Origin of the sequence: Chitinibacter tainanensis DSM 15459 (assembly GCF_000429785.1) — a bacterium.
Lineage (GTDB): Bacteria > Pseudomonadota > Gammaproteobacteria > Burkholderiales > Chitinibacteraceae > Chitinibacter > Chitinibacter tainanensis.
The window spans coordinates 539,170-557,528 of sequence record NZ_AUCN01000009.1; the positions used below are offsets into that span (position 1 = coordinate 539,170).

The 18,359-nt window shown below is 55.5% G+C and carries 20 protein-coding genes; 9 read left to right on the forward strand and 11 right to left on the reverse strand.

What is annotated here, in order from left to right; all coding sequences use genetic code 11:
• Genes fliD through G482_RS0103750 form a run of 7 tightly spaced genes read left to right on the forward strand, consistent with a single transcriptional unit; the run spans position 1 to position 5,740 of the window.
• The gene (gene fliD / locus G482_RS0103720) at positions 1-1,998 is read left to right on the forward strand and encodes a flagellar filament capping protein FliD (RefSeq protein ID WP_028448903.1); all 1,998 of its coding nucleotides are present in this window, start codon (positions 1-3) and stop codon (positions 1,996-1,998) included.
• A 15-nt stretch (positions 1,999-2,013) separates the two neighbouring features.
• Entirely contained in the window at positions 2,014-2,457 is a 444-nt protein-coding gene (gene fliS, locus G482_RS0103725; RefSeq protein ID WP_028448904.1) for a flagellar export chaperone FliS, read from the forward strand.
• The gene (locus tag G482_RS0103730; RefSeq protein ID WP_169721048.1) at positions 2,450-2,770 is read left to right on the forward strand and encodes a flagellar protein FliT; all 321 of its coding nucleotides are present in this window, start codon (positions 2,450-2,452) and stop codon (positions 2,768-2,770) included. Before fliS ends, G482_RS0103730 begins: the two co-directional genes overlap by 8 nt.
• A 7-nt stretch (positions 2,771-2,777) precedes the next feature.
• Positions 2,778-3,161 carry a DUF2802 domain-containing protein gene (locus tag G482_RS19395; RefSeq protein ID WP_028448906.1) on the forward strand — a complete coding sequence of 128 codons (384 nt, stop codon included), beginning with the start codon at positions 2,778-2,780 and terminating at the stop codon, positions 3,159-3,161.
• 2 nt (positions 3,162-3,163) lie between these two features.
• Positions 3,164-4,252, forward strand: a complete 1,089-nt coding sequence (fliK, locus tag G482_RS0103740) for a flagellar hook-length control protein FliK (protein ID WP_028448907.1) — start codon at positions 3,164-3,166, stop codon at positions 4,250-4,252.
• Positions 4,236-4,598, forward strand: a complete 363-nt coding sequence (locus tag G482_RS0103745) for an EscU/YscU/HrcU family type III secretion system export apparatus switch protein (RefSeq protein ID WP_028448908.1) — start codon at positions 4,236-4,238, stop codon at positions 4,596-4,598. The genes fliK and G482_RS0103745 overlap by 17 nt, the downstream gene beginning before the upstream one ends.
• A complete protein-coding gene (locus G482_RS0103750) occupies positions 4,595-5,740 on the forward strand; it encodes an MFS transporter (protein ID WP_028448909.1) in 1,146 nt (381 codons plus the stop codon). The genes G482_RS0103745 and G482_RS0103750 overlap by 4 nt, the downstream gene beginning before the upstream one ends.
• 113 nt (positions 5,741-5,853) lie before the next feature.
• On the opposite strand, the gene G482_RS0103755 is transcribed toward G482_RS0103750, so the two are convergent.
• The 11 genes from G482_RS0103755 to G482_RS0103805 all read right to left on the reverse strand — a co-directional run bounded on the left by G482_RS0103755 (position 5,854) and on the right by G482_RS0103805 (position 16,799).
• Positions 5,854-6,612, reverse strand: a complete 759-nt coding sequence (locus G482_RS0103755; RefSeq protein WP_028448910.1) for a flagellar brake protein — start codon at positions 6,610-6,612, stop codon at positions 5,854-5,856.
• Between the two features lie 3 nt (positions 6,613-6,615).
• A complete protein-coding gene (locus G482_RS0103760; protein WP_245575237.1) occupies positions 6,616-7,194 on the reverse strand; it encodes an SCO family protein in 579 nt (192 codons plus the stop codon).
• Positions 7,195-7,238: 44 nt separating this feature from the next.
• Entirely contained in the window at positions 7,239-7,931 is a 693-nt protein-coding gene (gene bioD / locus G482_RS0103765; RefSeq protein ID WP_028448912.1) for a dethiobiotin synthase, read from the reverse strand.
• A gap of 38 nt (positions 7,932-7,969) precedes the next feature.
• Entirely contained in the window at positions 7,970-8,875 is a 906-nt protein-coding gene (gene bioC / locus G482_RS0103770) for a malonyl-ACP O-methyltransferase BioC (protein ID WP_028448913.1), read from the reverse strand.
• A gap of 8 nt (positions 8,876-8,883) precedes the next feature.
• Positions 8,884-9,525 carry a DedA family protein gene (locus tag G482_RS0103775; RefSeq protein ID WP_034618688.1) on the reverse strand — a complete coding sequence of 214 codons (642 nt, stop codon included), beginning with the start codon at positions 9,523-9,525 and terminating at the stop codon, positions 8,884-8,886.
• Positions 9,526-9,595: 70 nt separating this feature from the next.
• Positions 9,596-10,531, reverse strand: a complete 936-nt coding sequence (gene secF / locus G482_RS0103780; RefSeq protein WP_028448915.1) for a protein translocase subunit SecF — start codon at positions 10,529-10,531, stop codon at positions 9,596-9,598.
• Between the two features lie 18 nt (positions 10,532-10,549).
• Complete coding sequence (secD, locus tag G482_RS0103785) at positions 10,550-12,376, reverse strand: protein translocase subunit SecD (RefSeq protein WP_028448916.1); 1,827 nt, start codon at positions 12,374-12,376, stop codon at positions 10,550-10,552.
• 61 nt (positions 12,377-12,437) lie between these two features.
• On the reverse strand, positions 12,438-12,713 hold the full coding sequence (yajC, locus tag G482_RS0103790; protein ID WP_373277555.1) for a preprotein translocase subunit YajC: 276 nt from the start codon (positions 12,711-12,713) through the stop codon (positions 12,438-12,440).
• Between the two features lie 226 nt (positions 12,714-12,939).
• Entirely contained in the window at positions 12,940-14,898 is a 1,959-nt protein-coding gene (locus tag G482_RS17165) for a transglutaminase TgpA family protein (protein ID WP_051258691.1), read from the reverse strand.
• A 3-nt stretch (positions 14,899-14,901) separates the two neighbouring features.
• Positions 14,902-15,867: a DUF58 domain-containing protein gene (locus G482_RS17170; protein ID WP_051258692.1), complete on the reverse strand. Its 966-nt coding sequence runs from the start codon at positions 15,865-15,867 to the stop codon at positions 14,902-14,904.
• The gene (locus G482_RS0103805) at positions 15,867-16,799 is read right to left on the reverse strand and encodes an AAA family ATPase (RefSeq protein WP_028448918.1); all 933 of its coding nucleotides are present in this window, start codon (positions 16,797-16,799) and stop codon (positions 15,867-15,869) included. The genes G482_RS17170 and G482_RS0103805 overlap by 1 nt, the downstream gene beginning before the upstream one ends.
• A gap of 127 nt (positions 16,800-16,926) precedes the next feature.
• Here G482_RS0103805 and G482_RS0103810 point away from each other — a divergent pair, with 127 nt between their 5' ends.
• Entirely contained in the window at positions 16,927-17,805 is an 879-nt protein-coding gene (locus G482_RS0103810; RefSeq protein ID WP_034618689.1) for a histone deacetylase family protein, read from the forward strand.
• Positions 17,798-18,331 (forward strand): C40 family peptidase, encoded by a 534-nt coding sequence (locus G482_RS0103815; protein ID WP_034618690.1) that lies wholly within the window; start codon positions 17,798-17,800, stop codon positions 18,329-18,331. The genes G482_RS0103810 and G482_RS0103815 overlap by 8 nt, the downstream gene beginning before the upstream one ends.
• The last annotated feature ends 28 nt before the right edge of the window (positions 18,332-18,359 follow it).

Genomic DNA, 18,359 nt, shown 5'->3' on the forward strand with positions numbered 1-18,359 from the left:
ATGGCTATTACCACGGGTGGTATGAGCGGGATTGATATCAACGGACTTGTGAGTCAGTTGATGTCGATCGAGCGGCAGCCGCTGCAGAAAATGACAGTCAAAGAGGTCGGCCTGCAAGCAAAACTGAGTGCTTATGGCACCATTAAAGGTTCTCTTTCCAGCTTTCAAACTTCGCTTGGCAAGCTGAATAATATTGCCTCCTACACTGGCTCGACCTCCGCTAGTTCATCGGATGATGCATCGGTTAAGATTTCGGCGGGTAACACTGCTCAAGCGAGTAAATATGATATTGAAGTTAGCCAACTGGCAACTTCGCAAAAGCTAGCTAGCCAAATTTACGGTAAAGCTACCGATGTGGTGGGCGAAGGCGTTTTGACCTTTGATTTTGGCTCGTATAGCAGTGGTTTCTCACCAAATACTAAACGCACCTCTTTTTCGGTGACCATCGACGCTACCAATAACACCCTCGAAGGGGTGCGTGATGCGATCAATAAGGCCAAAGGCGGTGTTACAGCCAGTATCGTTAATGATGGCACCGGCTATCGCTTGGCTTTATCAAGTAACGAAAGTGGTTCGGCAAATAGTATGCGCATTACCGTGGCTGAAGCGGGTGGTGCTCCCACCAATACGGATGCTACGGGCTTATCCGCGCTAGCCTACAACCCAGCCGCCACTGTGCCAGTCAATAATATGACGCAAAATCAGGCGGCTAAAGATTCGATTTTTAAGCTCGATGGCATTACCATCACCAAGCCTGGCAATAGTATTACTGATGCCATTGATGGCATCACCCTCACGCTGCAAAAAGTAACCACCGCGCCAGTCCGGCTAGAAGTGAATAAATCCGCAGCCTCAATCAGCGCACCGCTGAAAGAGATGGTTAAGTCTTACAATGATCTCATCAAGACCATGCGGGATTTGACCAAAGCTGATACCTCGAAGACTCAAGTCGGGCAGTCGAATAACGCCCAAGTGCTCAATGGTGAATCTACTCCACGCCTTATCGAGATGGAATTGCGTGAGGTGATGAATCAAGTCTTGGAATTCACTGGCGGTGATATGAAGCGCCTGAGTCAGGTTGGGATTTCAATCGACAAAAATGGGGTGATGCAGCTGGATGAAACCAAGCTAAATAAAGCCATGGCAGATGATCCGGAAGGGGTGACTAGCCTGTTTGCTACCAATGGGCGCTTGTCAGATAGCCAGATTAAAGTAGACTCACTGGGCAAATATGCCGCTGGTAATTACGACCTGAAAATCACTAGCCTTGCGACTCAGGGCAAGTTTGTGGGTGCTAGCCCAGTGAATCTTACCGCTGGATCCATTGCGATTACCAGTGCGAATAAATCCATTTCGCTGCAAGTTGATGATAAGTCGGTTAGCGTCGATTTGGCAGAAGGTACCTATACTGCTGCACAATTGCAGGCAGAAATCCAGACGCGGATTAACTCTGATGCGACTTTAAAAGCGGCCAGTGCTTCGGTGGTGGTCTCGATGGATGCGAGTAATCAGCTTAGCATTACGTCCAACCGCTATGGCCAAAGCTCGAAAGTACTAGTGACGACGGCTAGTAGTGATCTGGGGCTAGCCACAGGTGCGAGTACCCAAGGTACGGATGTCGCTGGTACCGTAAATGGGGTTGTGCTGAAAGGGGATGGCCAAAAGCTGTATAACGATGATGGTTTTAAGCTCACCGTGCTGGGTGGTGCAATCGGTGAGCGTGGCTCCTTATCAATTTCGCAAGGTTTTGCTGCCCAGTTAAGCCAAGCAGTGACCAAAATGCTAGATGGCAAAGGCACTATTGGCACTAAGCTCGACGCTTTGAATAAATCAGTCAAAGAGGTGCAGACTCAAAAAGTAGATTTTGAGCGACGCATGACTGCTATTGAGGCGCGTTATCGGGCACAATATGTAGCGCTGGATACCATGCTGACTCAAATGCAGCAAACCAGTAGCTCGCTGGCCCAACAATTGGCCAATTTGCCAAAGTTTAGTTAAAGCAGGAGGCCTTGCATGAGTGCCAATATGCGCCGGGCCATGATGGCCTATGGCAGTCAAAGCTTGGATGCGGATGTGAATACGGCCTCGCCGCATCGCCTCATCGTGCTGTTATTTGAAGGGGCCATCAAAGCAATTCATTTGGCGAAACTGCATCTGAATAATAAAGACATTGCCGCCAAAGGCGCATCGATCTCCAAAGCCATCGCCATTATCGAAGATGGCCTGCGCCTTAGTTTGGATCGCGAAGCGGGTGGCGAAATGGCGGCTAATTTAGATGCACTCTACGAGTTCATCGCCTACAGTTTGCTCGAAGCCAATTTGCACAATGACGTAGAAAAACTCGATCTGTCAGCCCAGCTACTCAGTGATTTGAAAGAGTCATGGGAAAAAATTGGCAACGACCCAGCTTTAAACCAGCAAACTACCACGCCTGATGTGCAATATGGCCGTGTTTGAACAAACCATCGCCGCCCACTACGCACTGCAGCAGCAGTTGGAGCAAACCTTAGCCTTGGCACGTACTGAGCAATGGGATGAGCTGCATGAGCGCTTGCCTGCACTCGTGGCGCAAATGCAATCCCTGCCGGCAGCATTGGGTGGACTCAACCCTACGCAACAGCAACAGCTAGCTGTCAGCATCCAACGGACCGACGAGCTTATTCAAGCTCTACAGCCCGTCTTGCAAAATTGGCAAACCGAATTAGCTCGTCTACTGTCTAATCTGAACACGGAACAAAAAGTCCACAACGCTTATCAAGTCCGATTCTGAGGCTGTCATGACCACTATCACTCTTGATCTGCCCAGTGCGGCACTATTACTCCTGTTAGTGGTTCTGGTGTATACGGCAGAGGTGCTGTGGTTTTGGTGGAAGTTGCGCCGCCAAACTAGCTGGCAAGAGCTGGCTGGCCATGTGCAAGAACTGCAAGAAGAAGTGCAGTTTCTTAAAGTCCGCTTGAGTGCCATGCAGGCCGCCGCACAGCCGCTTGCAGAACCTGAGCTTGCTCCTGCACCCACCGCTCAGGCGGAGTCGAGTTACAACCAGGCAATCCGCATGGCCCAGCTTGGCGCAGATGCTGATGCCTTGATGGTTGAATGCCAACTATCACGGGCCGAGGCAGATTTAATTGTGGCCATTTACCGAGGCGTTTATAAGGGCTGATTATGTTCCCGGCTAACGCAGCCTCAACTCTGGTTGGCAATTATCTCCGTGCTCAGCAGGGGGTGCTGGAGTCCGTTCAGGTCGCACCGGATGATATTCGCCTCAGCGTCGGCGAAAAAGTGCAGGCCCTAGTCACCAATCAGCTCAATAATGGCCGTTTTGCTGTGCTGATTAAAAATCAGTTGCTCGATCTGAATCTTCCCCGCAATACCCAACCCGGCCAGCAGTTTGAACTCACGGTGCTAGCAAAGAGCCCCGAGCTGACTTTTCGGCTTGAAGCCCAGCAATTAGCCAAGCCGATATTAGAGCAGCCCGCTAATGTAGCGCTCAGCAAAGGGGCCACGCTGATCAGTAGCCTATTTGCGCAGTCTGGGGGCGGAGCGCAAGCGGCCGCATTGATTGAAGGTGCGGACCCTTTGTTTACACAGGCGCCCGATCCCAAAGCCCTGGCAGGGCAACTGGCGCAGCGCTTAGCAACAAGCGGTTTGTTTTATGAATCACATCAGGCGCAATGGGTGAATGGTGAGCGTGCTTTGCCGCAGATCTTGGCGGAGCCCCAAGCGCGGCTGCACAGCATGGCCTCAGCGGACCCAGCCCAGCCCGTTGCGCCTAAAGAAACGCTGACCGCACCTACGGCCAGCAACCCCCAATCCAGACCCGAGGCCATGGCCGCGAGTGCTGGTTCACCAAGCGATAAGGTCGCGGAAGCGAATTTGCAGCAACTCGTACGGCAGCAGCTCGAGCTAGTCGAAAACAAGCCTTTGATTTGGCAAGGCGCGGCTTGGCCCGGTCAGCCGTTACGTTGGGAGCTGGAGCTGGCAAACGACAAAGAAGCGCAAGGCGCCGAGGCAGCTAGCCGGCAATGGCAAACCCGTCTGCAACTGGATTTACCACGCCTTGGCAGTGTAACGGTTATCGCACAATTGCAAGATGGTCAGTTTAATTTGCGCTTTCAGGCGGAAAACCCTGCAACTTTGCAATTACTCCGTGCACAGCAACCGGAAGTGATGCGCCGTTTTGCCGCGGCGGGCTTAAGTTTGGCGGCGGCCCAATATCAGGCATCGGAGGCGAGCAATGAACAAGCCTCCTGAACGATTGGCGCGCGCAGTGGCCCTGGCGTATCGCGAAGGGCAGAGCGCCCCGCGTGTGGTGGCCAAGGGCAATGGGCTATTGGCCGAGCGTATCATCGCTAAGGCCAAAGAGGCCGGTGTATTTGTGCATGATTCGCCAGAAATGGTGGCGCTACTGATGCAGGTGGATCTGGATAGCCAGATTCCTCCGCAACTGTATCGGGCTGTGGCAGAATTACTGGCTTTTATTTACATGCTGGAGCGGGGTGAAGACATCCTGCCGCCAGATTTTAGCTATTTAGCTGAGCAAAACCAGCCCGAGCCGCCTGCGGCTGGGGCCGCATCTCAATCAACGGATCTTTCGTGACTCATTCCCCTCTCGCTGCACACAGCGGCAATCTTCGTCGTAGCCAGCTGGCTGTCGCTACCTTATTCCTGGTGTTGGGTTTCAACTTTGGTACTTGGGCCTCGCGGATTCCCGATCTGAAATTGCAATTGGGCCTCACCACGGCCGAAGTCGGCTTTTTGCTGCTGGCCAGTGGCTTAGGAGCGGTGTTTTCCTTTCCGCTGACAGCCAAAATTTTGCAACGCTATGGTGCGAAAACCGCCTGCCTGATTAGCTGCACTCTGATTCCATTGGTGTTGCTGGGTTTAGCGGCGGCGCCAAGCTACTCCTTGGCGATTGCCGTGATGGCGGTAGAAGGCGTGTTGGCAAGCTTGCTGAATGTCGGTATGAATGCGCAAGGCGTGCTGCTGGAAGCCACTGGCAAGCAAGCGATTATGTCGCGGCTGCATGCGGTGTTTAGCCTCGGTGGTTTGCTGGCGGCACTGTTTGCCAGTGGTCTGAGTAAATTTGGCGCTGGGGTGTGGCCCCATTTTCTGGCTGGGGCGCTGATTTTATGGGCGGCCGTAGCGGTATCGATTCCGCATCTGCATGCAGATCAAGCGCAAGCGCAGCAAGGTGGCAAGCGTTTTGCCTTACCCACCGGAATTGCACTATGGCTCGGTTTGATGGCGCTGTTTGGCACCATCGTGGAGGGGTCGATGTCAGATTGGTCGGCCTTGTATCTGAAAGAAGAAACCGGAGCATCGGCCCAATGGGCGCCATTGGGCATCGCCTTTTTCTCGGTCACGATGTTTATTGCCCGCTGGTTTGGTGATCAGTGGCGGACGCAATTTGGTGCGGCCCGACTGTTGCTCTGGGGAGGCTCATTGGCCGGCGGCGGCTTATTAGTGGCGCTGTTGATCGGTGGCATGGTGCCCGCGCTGCTGGGCTTTGCATTAGTCGGCATCGGCATGGCGGCCGTTTCGCCGTGTGTGTACGCCGCTGCCGCGCAACAAGGGGCGGTATCTCTCGCTGCTGTGACGACGATGGGCTCGATTGGTGCGCTGATGGGGCCGCCAGTGATTGGTTTTGTGGCTCATCATTCCAGCATGGCGTGGGGTATGGCGGTGGTTGGCGTGGCAGCGCTGCTCATCGCGGTGCTAACACCCCGGATTCGCTGGTAATTTAGTGGCTTAGTTTGGGGTATTGGGCTGCAAGCATTGGATAATATGGCTTGCAGCGCTATACCTTCTGCATTGATCGGTAGTTGGGGCGCGATAATATTAAGTTGCACTCATTAACCGAGCAGGGCTTTTTTCTCTCGTTCCAGCTGGACCATTAGCCGTTGCAAGGCCGATTCCTGTCCGCGGCTTAATTCCATAAAGCTCACGCCGAGCATCCAGCGTGGCGCGCCTTGGCGTAATTGCACCGGGTGCAGATTGCGCACCAGCAGATCAGCTGGGAAGCGGCCAGTGGGGCCTAGGTCGATACTGGCCTGCTGCAAAATCTGCCCGGTTTCAAATAGCCCTACCTGATCATCTTTTAGCCAGATACCCATCCCACCCAGTGAGATATCGTGCAGCTCAAGTGTGAGGGCATTGCCGGCCCGATTAAGGCTCACGGTATACGGGCTAGTAATCGGCGTGGTGAGACGGAAATACTCGCGCCGCTGCAGTTTGATCATGTCGGCCGGGAAATGCAGCTGCAGAGCGGGTTTGCCTTCAAAATTCACCCTGCGCGGGGTATCGGTGCTGAATTGGATTTTTACTCCATCCAGGTCGGTAACAAACAGCACTTTGGTGGTGCCTAGCAAAGCCTGATTGGTCGGATCGTGGCTGCCAATATCAATGATGAAGACTTTCTCTTTTACATCAACTTGCAGCACACGGCTAATCATCATGTCGCGCCCGGCATTGAAATACAGGCCAACATTGGTTTTGGCTTGAATCAGGGCGCGGAATACATGCGCAATTTCCAGCGGCGTGCGCAACAGAAACTGGGCGATGTCTTCTTTGTCGCTAATCGGCTGATGGACGATGGGTTCTTGTTCGCTCATGGCTTACTGTTCCAGCAGCTGGCGGATATCGTGGGTAAAGACGGCGGCTCCCGCACCATAATTGACCAACACACGCGTTTGGCCATTGCGGTCGATCAGATAAGTGCCGGCGGTATGGTCCACAGTGTAATGCGGGCCGTTACCTTGTTTTTGATAGACCGCACGAAAGGCTTTGACGGTCTCATCAATCTGCGCCTTGCTGCCGGTTAAACCAATAAAACTGGGATTAAATGCCGGCACATATTGCGCCAGCAGTTGCGGCGTATCGCGCTCGGGGTCAACGCTCACAAACAAGACCTGGACCTCTTTGGCGGCATCACCCAGTTGCTGCATGCTGGTGCGCAGCTCGGCCAGTGTGGTGGGGCAGACATCAGGGCAGGAGGTATAGCCAAAAAACAGCACCACCACTTTGCCTTGAAAGTCGCTCAGTTGGCGCGGCTTGCCGTGCTGATCTTGCAGGGTAAAATTTTGGCCGATTTGCGAGTCGCTTATGTCACTCCCCTGAAAGGTGAGTTTTTTAGCACAGGCGCTGAGCAGCAAAGCCGCAGCCAGCAAGGAAAACAGAGACAACAAACAGCGCATGTAAACAGTCATCGGTAAGGCGTTAAATTGATGGTAAGCGAGCTTTACAGCTTGTGCAATTTTAGTCGGTCGATTGCTTGTGGATTGAGACAAGCCTGCGCCGCCATTGGGCTGTGCTCGATTTCGGCCAGCAGCGGGGCGGCGATGTTCACCTGCAAATAGGCCAGATTGTCGCTATAGCGCTGCATGTTTGGATCGACCCGATTGGCAATCCAGCCGGCCAGCGACAAACCGCTGGCCGCAATCGCGGCTTGACTGAGCAGGGCATGATTAATACATCCCAGCCGCATACCCACCACCAGAATCACCGGCGCCTCGAGGGCCACGGCCAGATCAGCGATGCGCGCCTGAGTGTTCAGCGGCGCAAACCAGCCCCCCGCACCTTCAATCAGTACCGTGTGGGCGTAGGTTTGCAGTTGCTCAGCGCAGGCCAATAGATGAGCTAGATCGATGTTCACGCCGGCTTCTGCCGCCGCCAAATGCGGCGAAATCGGTGGCACAAAACGATAGGGGTTGCTGAGCTCTGGAGGCGCTGCAATAGGGCTGGCGGCGCGGTGCAGTTCTACATCTTCATTGACCAGTATGTCGCCCTGGAGCACACAGCCTGAGGCAACTGGCTTCATACCCACTGCGGGTATATTGGCTTGATTGAGTGCGCGCAAGAGCTGCGCGGTGGCCACGGTTTTACCCACTTCGGTGTCGGTGCCGGTGATGAAATAGCGAGGAGCAATAGCCATGATCGATGGTGTGGGCAAGTAATAAACCCGAGCGCCGTTTAGCGCGGCGGGCGAGGACGAAATTCGATGATTTGGCTGCCGTCGGCGCGCTGACCTTGTGGCCGTTGGCGTTCGTTTTTCCAGGCATGACCGTAAACCACCTCATAAGTGCAAGGCAGTTTGCCATCGCGGCGCAGCGGCTCGTACTGCGCTTGTACGCGCTGCCAGGCGGTTTTGCCCAGCAGGCCGCTACGCCGGCCTAGCATGTGATTGCTGGCGCCGATGCTTTTGAGGTCTTGCATCACCGATTTGGCGTCTTGGTAGGTGAGGGTGAGGTATTCCATATCCATCACCGGGGTGGCAAAGCCTTGCTGCACCAGCGCATCGCCCAAATCATGCATATCGATAAAGCGATTCACATGTTCATGGCCATCAATGCCGGCAAAGGCAGTGCGCAACTCTTTGAGCGTATCGGGGCCCAGCGTGGCAAACATCAGCAGGCCACCGGGTTTGAGTACGCGTTGAAATTCGGCAAAGGCCTGATCCGGTGTATTGCACCATTGCAGCGTGAGGCTAGACCAGATCAGATCGACCGAATTATCGGCCAAAGGCAGTCGTTCGATATCGGCGCAGAGCGGCCATGGCCGCTGTTTATCCAAAAGGCCAAACAGGCTACTCAGGCCCGTCTGGCTGTGTTTGTTCAGCGCCGTGCGCACCATGGCGGGAGCAAGATCCAGAGCCAGGGTATGGGCTTGAGGATATTGCTGCTTAAGGCCTGTAAGGGCATACCCCGTGCCGCAGCCGGCATCCACGACGATGTTGGGTTGCAAGCGGATCAGCGCCAGCCGCTCCAGCATGCGTTCAACCACTTCACGCTGCAATACGGCGGCCGCGTCATAGGTGGCCGCAGCTTTGTCAAAGGCGGCGCGCACGGCCGCCTTGTCGGTGTAAAAGTCTTCAGCCATAGTTCTCGTCAAGCTTGGGCTTTACCCAGCTTGTGTTTTGCGATTTCAATCAGACCCGGCAAGATGGAGATGAAAATAATCCCCAAGATGATGATGGTCAGATTTTTTTGGATGAACTGAATGCTGCCCAGCAAATACCCCGCGTAGCTGAGCGAGCCCACCCACAGTGCCGCCCCAATCACGTTGTAGGCAAAGAACTTGCGGTAGGTCATCTCTGCCATACCGGCTACAAATGGGGCAAAGGTGCGCACGATCGGCACAAAGCGGGCAATGATAATGGTTTTGCCGCCATATTTTTCAAAGAATTCATGCGTTTTGTGCAGGTATTCCTGCCGGAAAATCTTCGAGTTTGGCCGGGCGAATAATTTATGCCCGAAGTAGCGGCCAATGGTGTAGTTGAGTGCATCACCGAGTACTGCGGCGATAAACAGCAACACAACCATAAAGTGAATATTCATGGCGCCAGTGCCGGCCAGCATTCCGGCCACAAACAGCAGTGAATCGCCGGGCAGAAATGGTGTGACCACTAAGCCGGTTTCGCAGAAAATCACCGCAAACAGAATGGCGTAAATCCAAGGGCCGTATTGCTGGGCCAGCTGGGCTAGGTACACATCCAGATGCAGGAAGATATCGATAAAGTGTTCCATCATTGATCCTTGTGCGATACATAAACAAAACGCCGACCACAGCCGGCGTTCGGTCTATTTAATCAGCTGCAGATTAAACGACTGCTTCTTCTTTTACGGTCACTGGCTTGACCATGCTATCGCGGGTTACGCCAAACATCAGCAGCAGAGGCGAGGCCACCAGTACGGATGAATAAATCCCGAAGACGATACCAATGGTCAGGGCCATTGCAAAGCCATGCAGCGCAGCGCCACCAAACAGCAGCATTGCCAATACCATGGCCTCGGTTGAGCCGTGGGTGATGATCGTCCGGCTCATGGTAGCGGTAATGGCGTTGTCGATGATCTCAGGTACGGTTTTGCCGCGCAGATTCGGTTTGCGGAAATTCTCGCGAATCCGGTCAAACACCACCACCGACTCATTCACCGAGTAGCCCAATACCGCCAGAATCCCGGCCAGTACGGTCAGGCTGAATTCCCACTGGAAGAAGGCAAACACGCCCAGAATAATCACCACGTCGTGCATATTGGCGATGATGGCCGAGAAGGCAAAGCGCCATTCAAAGCGGATCATCAGATAGGCAATAATGCCCACACACACCAGCGCCAGCGCGGTCAGACCGTGACTAAACAGCTCGTCACCCACTGATGGGCCGATAAACTCGACTTTGCGTAGCTCGACATCTGGGCGCTCTTTTTTCAAGGAATTAAGTACTTCGTTTGAAAGCTGAGCGCTGGATTTGTCTTTGATATTGGGGATACGGACCATCACGTCTTTGGTGGTGCCCAGCGATTGCACTTGCACTTCACCGTATTTCAGCGCTTCAACCCCATGGCGTACTTGCTGGATCTCAACGGATTGCTGATAGCGCAGCTCCATCACCGTGCCGCCGGTGAATTCCACCCCGAAATTCAGACCCTTGGTGATCAAAAAGAACACCGCCACTACAAAAGTCGCCAGAGAAATCGCCGTGGTGAGCTTGCCATAGCTCATAAACGGGATGTCGCGTTTTACATGGAAAAATTCAATCATGATGCTTTCCCGTCCTTACACAGCCAGCGTAGCCAGGCGGCGACGATAACCATAAATCAGATTCACCAGTGCGCGTGATACAAATACGGCACTAAACATGGAAGTCAGAATCCCCAGGCAATGCACCCAGGCAAAGCCGCGCACCGCGCCCGAACCGAAGATCAGCAAGGCAAGGCCGGCGATCAGCGTGGTGATATTGGAATCCAGAATCGTATCCCAAGCGTGTTTGTAACCGTTGGTGATTGCCGCTTGTGGGCTTTGGCCATCGCGCAATTCTTCACGGACCCGTTCGTTAATCAGTACGTTCGAGTCAATTGCCATCCCGAGGGTCAGTGCAATCGCGGCAATCCCTGGCAAGGTGAGCGTTACGCCCAGCAGTGACAGCAACGCAATCAGGAACAACAAGTTCGCGCCCAGCGCCAGTACCGACACCACCCCAAATACGCGGTAGTAGATCACCATAAAGACGGCAATCGCCAGGAAACCATACAGCGTGGAGTTAAAACCTTTGCTGATGTTTTCTTTACCCAGTGATGGGCCGATGGTGCGCTCTTCAACGATATTCATTGGTGCAGCCAGTGAACCCGCGCGCAGCAGCAGGGCGGTATCGTTGGCTTCCGCGGTATTCATCGAGCCAGAAATCTGTACGCGACCACCACCAATCTCACCGCGCACTACTGGCGCAGTAACCACTTCACCCACGCCTTTTTCTACCAAGATCATCGCGATGCGTTTGTTCACGTTTTCACGAGTCAGGTCTTTAAAGATGCGAGCGCCGGTTGAATCCAGATTCAAGTGCACAGCAGCGCCGTTGTTTTCATCAAAGCCGGCTTGCGCGTCATTGATGTTTTCACCAGTCAGCTCAACTTCTTTGCGCACCAGGATTGGGGTGCTTTTGCCTTCGCCACGACGCTCGGTCATCAGCTCGAAACCGGCAGGTACATTGCCATTCAGGGCTTCGGTCAGCTTGGCTTGGTCGTCTTCCACTAGACGCACTTCCAGTGTGGCGGTGCGGCCGAGAATGTCTTTGGCCTTGGCGGTGTCTTGCACGCCCGGCAGCTGCACCACGATCCGGCCTTCACCTTGCTGTTGGATCACTGGCTCAGCTACGCCCAGCTCATTCACCCGATTGTGCAGGGTGGTGATATTTTGTTTAACCGCGTCGTTTTTCAGTTGCAGCAGGGTCGCAGCTGGATAGCTAATCACCAGCTTGTAATTGCCATCGGCGCTGACCGGGCTCACGGTCAGATTGGCCAATACCGGCGTCAGCGCTTTATTTGCGGCCACCAGCGTTTCGGCGTCGCGCAATTGTACTTCCACCCGATCACGCTCTTTGCTGATTTTGCCGTAGCGGATTTTCTTGTCTTTCAATTCGCGGCGCACATCGCCGGCGGTTTTTTCCAGTGCTTTATCCACGGCGGCTTTCATGTCCACTTCCAGCAGGAAGTGCACCCCACCGCGTAAGTCCAGACCGAGCACCATCGGTTTAGCGTGCAGTTTGCTCAGCCAGGCCGGAGTGTCCGATACCAGATTGAGCGCAATCACATAATCGTTGCCCAGTTTGGCTTGAATCGCATCCTTGGCCTTGATCTGGCTGTCGGTGTCTTTAAAGCGCAACTTGACCGAGCCAGCTTCAAAGTAGGCATCGATCGGTTTAACCCCGGCGGCGGTGGCGATCTCGGTAGCCTGCTGAATCATCGCGTCGGTGACTTTGACGGTCACGCGGGCGCTAGAGACCTGTACGGCAGGGCTTTCACCAAAGAAGTTGGGGAGGGTATAGAGCGTTGCGGCAATAAGCGTAACGACGAGGAGGATATACTTCCAGAGCGGATAGCGATTCATGCTGTGCCCCTGCGCGGCAGCAGGGCGCTGCCGCGTTGGTTGGTATTATTGTTTTTCGGTATTACTTGCTGTTTTTCAGCGTGCCTTTTTCCACGCGCAAGGCGATGGCAGCACGTTGAATCACAATCTCAACGCCGTCAGCGATTTCGATGCTGAGGTATTGCTCTTGTTCTTTGATTTTGACGATGCGGCCAACAATCCCGCCATTGGTCACAACTTCATCGCCTTTTTGCAGGGCGGTGAGCATCGCTTGGTGCTCTTTGGCCTTTTTCTGCTGAGGGCGGATCATCAGGAACCAGAAAATCACGAAGATCACGATCATTGGCAAGAATGACATGAAAGCGCTTGGTTCTGCCGGCGCAGCTGCGGCGTATGCAGGAGTGATAAACATAGGTTTATTTCGTTTCCGTGTGTAAAGCCCAACAAAGGCGGATCATTCTAGCCTTTGAGCCAGCGAAAATCTACCAGCCGGCCGCCTTTTGTCCGTCCGAAGTGATGTGGGCTTGATTTGTGATAAAGGCGAACCGCGTCTGAGTCGCTTGGCGCGAAAAAGGTTCCCGCGCTCAGCGGCGGCTACGGGCTGGCAATGCAGCTATGGCGCGGCGGAGTGCGCCCAGTTTCTCGGCCTGCTCGGCATAGCGGCAAGCCAGATACAGCGCGCCGATTTGCTGCAGCCGGCGCGCTAGGCTGGGCCGCTGGCTGCTGGCACGGGCCAAATAGTCGCTGACGGTTTCGCTGGGCTCGCGGGGTAGTTGCAGTTTGCGCTCGAGCTGGCGCAAGGCGCGGCTAGGGGCATCAAGTCGTGCCGGGCGGTGTTTGTAGAGTAACCAGCCGGCAAAGCCACCCAAGGTCAGTAGCAATCCGCCAAATAGCCAGGCGAGAAAACTGAGCGACAGAAAATCCTCAATCCCCAGTTTTTTCAGCAAATCTTGCTGCTTTTGCTGATCAAAGCCGACCACCCATTGATTCCAGTGATTAACCAGCACATCCAGCCGCAAGCGGGCTAGCCGTAGCCAGGCATTGTCATTGCGCAGCATAAACGGCAGCTCGGCGGTATTAACGGCATTGGCCAGCCCCTCGTTTATCCGGCTAGGCGCCACGACAAACGTGGGGTCGACCCGCTGCCAGCCTTGCTCGGCTAGCCATACTTCCACCCAGGCATGGGCTTCGGCTTGGCGCACAATCCAGTAATCACCATTGGCTTTGCCGCCCTGATAACCGGTCACCACCCGTGCTGGTACTTGTGCGGCGCGCATTAAAAAGGCAAAAGCACTGGCGTAATGCTCGCAAAACCCCAGTTTGCTCTGAAATAAAAATTCATCCACCCGGTCGCGACTTTGCAACAGCGGTGGGCTGAGCGTGTAGCGGTAACCCTGCGTTTGCAGCCATTGCAAACCGGCCTGCACCCGCGCGGCGGGTGGTAAGCTGGCCCAGCGACTGGCCAGCGCACGTGCTTGCGGGTTACCCGCCACGGGCAAGGTGAGGCTGCGCATGATTTGCTCGTCAGTATCGTGCCGGGTTTGCCAGCGCAACAATGAGGTAGCGGTATAGCGCTTACGTTCGGTGATTGGGCTTGGGTTGATCAGCTGCAGGCGATTACTCAGCGCCGTGCCCGCAGGAATTTGCACCGGCATATCCAGCGCGAGCAACCATGGCTGCTGATTGGGCTCGAGCGTAATGGTGTACTGAATGCCGGGGCCTTCACCGCTGATTTGTGGCACCTGGGTAAAGCGAATCGCCGCCTGCGGGGCGGTCTCGGCGTAGGCGGGTTTCCACTGTTCGCCATCAAAATCATCAAAAACCGGGCCACGCCAATACAGGGCGGCACTATCCGGGGCGGGGCCTTGAAAACTCACCCTGAAAGCAATGCTGTCATCTTGAATCAGGTTGGCAATATTGCCCGGGGTCATTGCTTCGCCGGATAGGCCAGTGCGCGCTTGCTGGCTATCCGGTACGGCCCACAGTGGGGAAGGCAGGCGTGGAAATAATACGAACAATAGGATGGCAATGGGTATGCCTTCCAATAGTATTCTGCCTGAGGCTTTCAGGTTGTTACCCAGTGGAAGTATCTGGTTTTCAATGTGTTGCGCACAGGCAATAATCGCCACGCTGGCCAGCAGGGCATAGGCGGCTTGCCACGGCTCTTGCCCGTGCAAAAAAGCCACCCCCGTCAGTAAAAACATCAGTAGCAATAAAGCCCGCGCATCGCGCCGTGTGCGGGTCTCGAGGAGCTTGACGATGGCCAATGCTAATAGCACGGCCACACCGCCTTCGCGCCCCACCAGCGTGTTGTGCGCCTGCCAAACCAAGGTGGCCACTACCCCGGCCAGTAGCCAGGTGCTCCAGCGCGGAATGCGGCTGCGCCAATCGGGGCTGAGGCTGCTGAACACCAATAACACCAGCGCCAGACAGGCTGCTAGCCACGGTGGTTGTTGCACCAAATGCGGCAAGCTACATATGGCGAGGGTGATACTCAGCCATTGTTGGTGTTGCAACGCGAGCAGGGTGTGGGCTTTGACCATGGCTTACCCTGCGTACTCGGCCAGCGCGCGCAGGCATTGATGCAAATGGGCGTGCCCATGCCCGGGCGGGATTTGCTGGCTACCGAGCTCTAGGCCATAGCTGCGTCCGGCGGCATGCGCCTGCATGGCCCAGGCGCACAGGCGGGACAGCCGCCCCTCAAGCGGGAGCTGGGTGAGCGCCGATAGCGACAGCCATAGCTGTTCGCTTTGCGGGCTTTGATACTGGCGAATCAGCAGCTCATTACTGCGGGCGGATTGTTTCCAGGCGATGTCATGTAGCGCATCGCCGCGCTGAAAAGAACGTAGCCCGGCAAAATCATCCTGCCCGGCAGCGACCAACTGTTGCCCGTCACCTTGCTGGCCACCCACGGGTAGTGGCGGTGGGTTTTCTTCCGGTTGGGGGTAGACCAGCACTTGGCTGGCGACTTCAGCGTAAGTCCAGCAGCGAAACAAGCCCAGCGGGGCGCTGCTGGCGATAGTAAAGCGCGGTAGGCTCAGCCAACCTCGCTGGTGCGTGGCCAGCGGTAACAGGAGTTGCTGATGACTTTGGCCTGCCAGCAGCTCGCACTGCACCGGCTCACCTTGGCCTAGCTGCAAGGTAATGCCCAATCGCGGCTGGGTTTTATCGTTGTGCAGCAAAATCGGAAACAGCGCATCTTCGCCGGCAAAGACCGCTTGCGCTTCACCTGCGCTGATCGCCATGCCGAGCAAATTGGCATAGCTGCGCAGCAAAATAGCGTGGGCAATGCCCAGTAATAAAAAGCAGAAAAAAAAGCCCAAGCTCAATTGATAATTCAGCGCCCCCACAAGCATGGTCAGCGCCACCAGCCCATAGCCCACACCATACACGCTGGGCAGGATATACAGCCGCTGGTGGCGAATGATCAGCCGGCCGGCCTGTGCGGGGTGCTGGCGGCTCAAAAAACGCTGCCAGTAAGCCAGCAGGGCGGCTTTTAGATTGGCCCACATCAGGGAATGGCTACCACACGCAGTAATTGCAAGGCGCAATGCGGATCAGCGCGGCCGCTTTGCCGCAGCAACAAGCGATGGCCGGCCAGAGCGGGGAAGACCTGCTGCACATCTTCCGGGATAACCATGCTGCGGTTGGCAAGCCATGCTGCGGCTTTGCACGCTTGCACCAAGCCCAGCGCCGCCCGTGGCGAAAGCCCGCAGCTAAAGCGTTGATCTTCGCGGGTGGCCGCGATCAAGGCCTGAATATAATCGAGCACCGGCTCGGCCAGTTTGATGTCTTCAATGGTGCGCTGCGCGGCCAACAGCTGCGCCGGTGTGAGTGCAGGCTGCAAACCGGCGAGCAGATCCCGGCGGCTTTGACCGGTGAGCAAGGCGCGTTCGGCCCGCGCATCGGGATAGCCTAATTCCAGCCGCAGCAAAAACCGATCCAGCTGCGATTCGGGTAGGGCGAACGTGCCGATTTGGTTTTGCGGGTTCTGGGTGGCGATGACAAAAAACGGCTTGGGCAGTGGATTGCTTTGCCCATCAATCGTCACTTGCTGCTCGGCCATGGCTTCGAGCAGCGCCGACTGGGTTTTGGGGGTAGCGCGGTTGATTTCATCCGCGAGCAGCAGCTGGGTAAAAATCGGGCCAGGGTGAAAGCGAAACTGCTCGGTTTGCCGCTCATACACCGATACACCCAGCAAATCCGCCGGCAGCAGATCGCTGGTAAATTGCACCCGGGCAAATTTCAGCCCCAACACCGTCGCCAGCGCATGGGCCAGTGTGGTTTTGCCGACGCCGGGTACGTCTTCGATCAGCAAATGCCCTTGCGCCAGCAGGCACACCAGTGCCAGCCGCAAGGTAGGCGCTTTGCCCAGAATAATGCCATTGAGCTGTTGTTCGGCGGCGTGTAGCCGTTGTAATAATTCGCGACTTTGCGGGCTCATTCTTTTCCTTGCTGGCGCTGAGGCGTAAACTTTTGCAACAGAATAGTTTCAATCATAGGTAAACCGATTGTACGGGTCTAGCGGCGCAACGGCATTAATTGGGCATCCAGCGTGCAGTTTGCACGATATGGGCAAGGGGCATCCGGAGTGTCCGGAGCGGATTGCCGCGATTCAAGATCGGCTGATGGCCTCGGGTATCTGGGATTACCTTTTGCATGTGCAGGCTCAGCCGGCCGAACGCGAGCAATTATTGCGCGTGCATCCAGCCGAATACCTCGACAAGCTGGCGCTGATGAGCCCGGCGCAAGGCCATGTCCACCTCGAGCCCGACACCGCCATGAATCCGTATTCGCTCAATGCGGCCTATTATGCGGCCGGCGCTGGCGTGCAGGCGGTAGATATGCTGATGCAAGGGCGGGCGGGGAATGTGTTTTGTCTGGTGCGCCCGCCAGGCCACCATGCCGAGCGCAGCCGCGGGATGGGGTTTTGCTTTCTGAATAATATCGCCGTCGCCGCCCGGCATGCGCTGGAGCACTACGGCCTGAGCCGAGTGGCGATTGTGGATTTTGACGTTCACCACGGCAATGGCACCGAAGACGCGTTTTTTGATGAGCCGCGAGTGCAGATGGTAAGTATCTTCCAGCACCCGTTTTTTCCCTATTCGGGTGATGTACCCAAAGGCCCGAATATGCTGAATGTGCCGATGCCGCGAGCCAGCCGTGGGGCTGAGTTTCGCGAAGTCGTGACCGAGCAGTGGTTGCCGGCCTTGAATGCTTTTGCGCCCGAATTAATCTTTATCTCGGCCGGCTTTGATGCGCATTTAGAAGACGATATGGGCTCAATGGGGCTGGTCGAGGCCGATTATGCGTGGGTAACGCGCCAGCTGATGAAAGTAGCTGCCACGCATGCGCAGGGGCGGATTGTGTCTATGCTGGAAGGTGGCTACGAGCTGTCGGCGCTGGCCCGTAGCGTAACCGAACATATTAAGGTGTTGGCCGATGCTTAAGTTGCTGCGCCCGCACCAATCGGCGGTCATCATCATTGCAATGCTCGCCATACTAGGTGGGTGTACCTCAACCAAACCTAATGCCAATAAGCCTTCTGGCTCAATACCCACCAAACCATCATTAAGTAAAATTGAAGTGTCGGGCGACGCTCGCGAAGTGGTGATGGTGGCGCTGGGCTTACTGGATACCGGCTACCAGTTCGGCGGCAACAACCCCGAAGCCGGGCTCGATTGCAGTGGCTTGGTGCGTTATGTGTACCAAAATGCGCTGAATGTCTTGTTGCCCCGCACCGCGGCCGAAATGGCGCAGGCCGCACGGCCAGTGAGCCGGCAGCAGCTACAGGCCGGTGACCTGGTGTTTTTTAATACCCTGGGCACGCCGTTTTCGCATGTGGGCATTTATCTGGGGGATGGGCAATTTATCCATGCACCGTCCAGCAAAGGGCGAGTGCGGATCGAATCGCTGGATAAAGCCTATTTCGCCACCCGTTTTGAAGGTGGTCGCTCGCTGTTTGCCACGCGCTAAGCCTCTGATCGGCCGCTAAACCGCACGG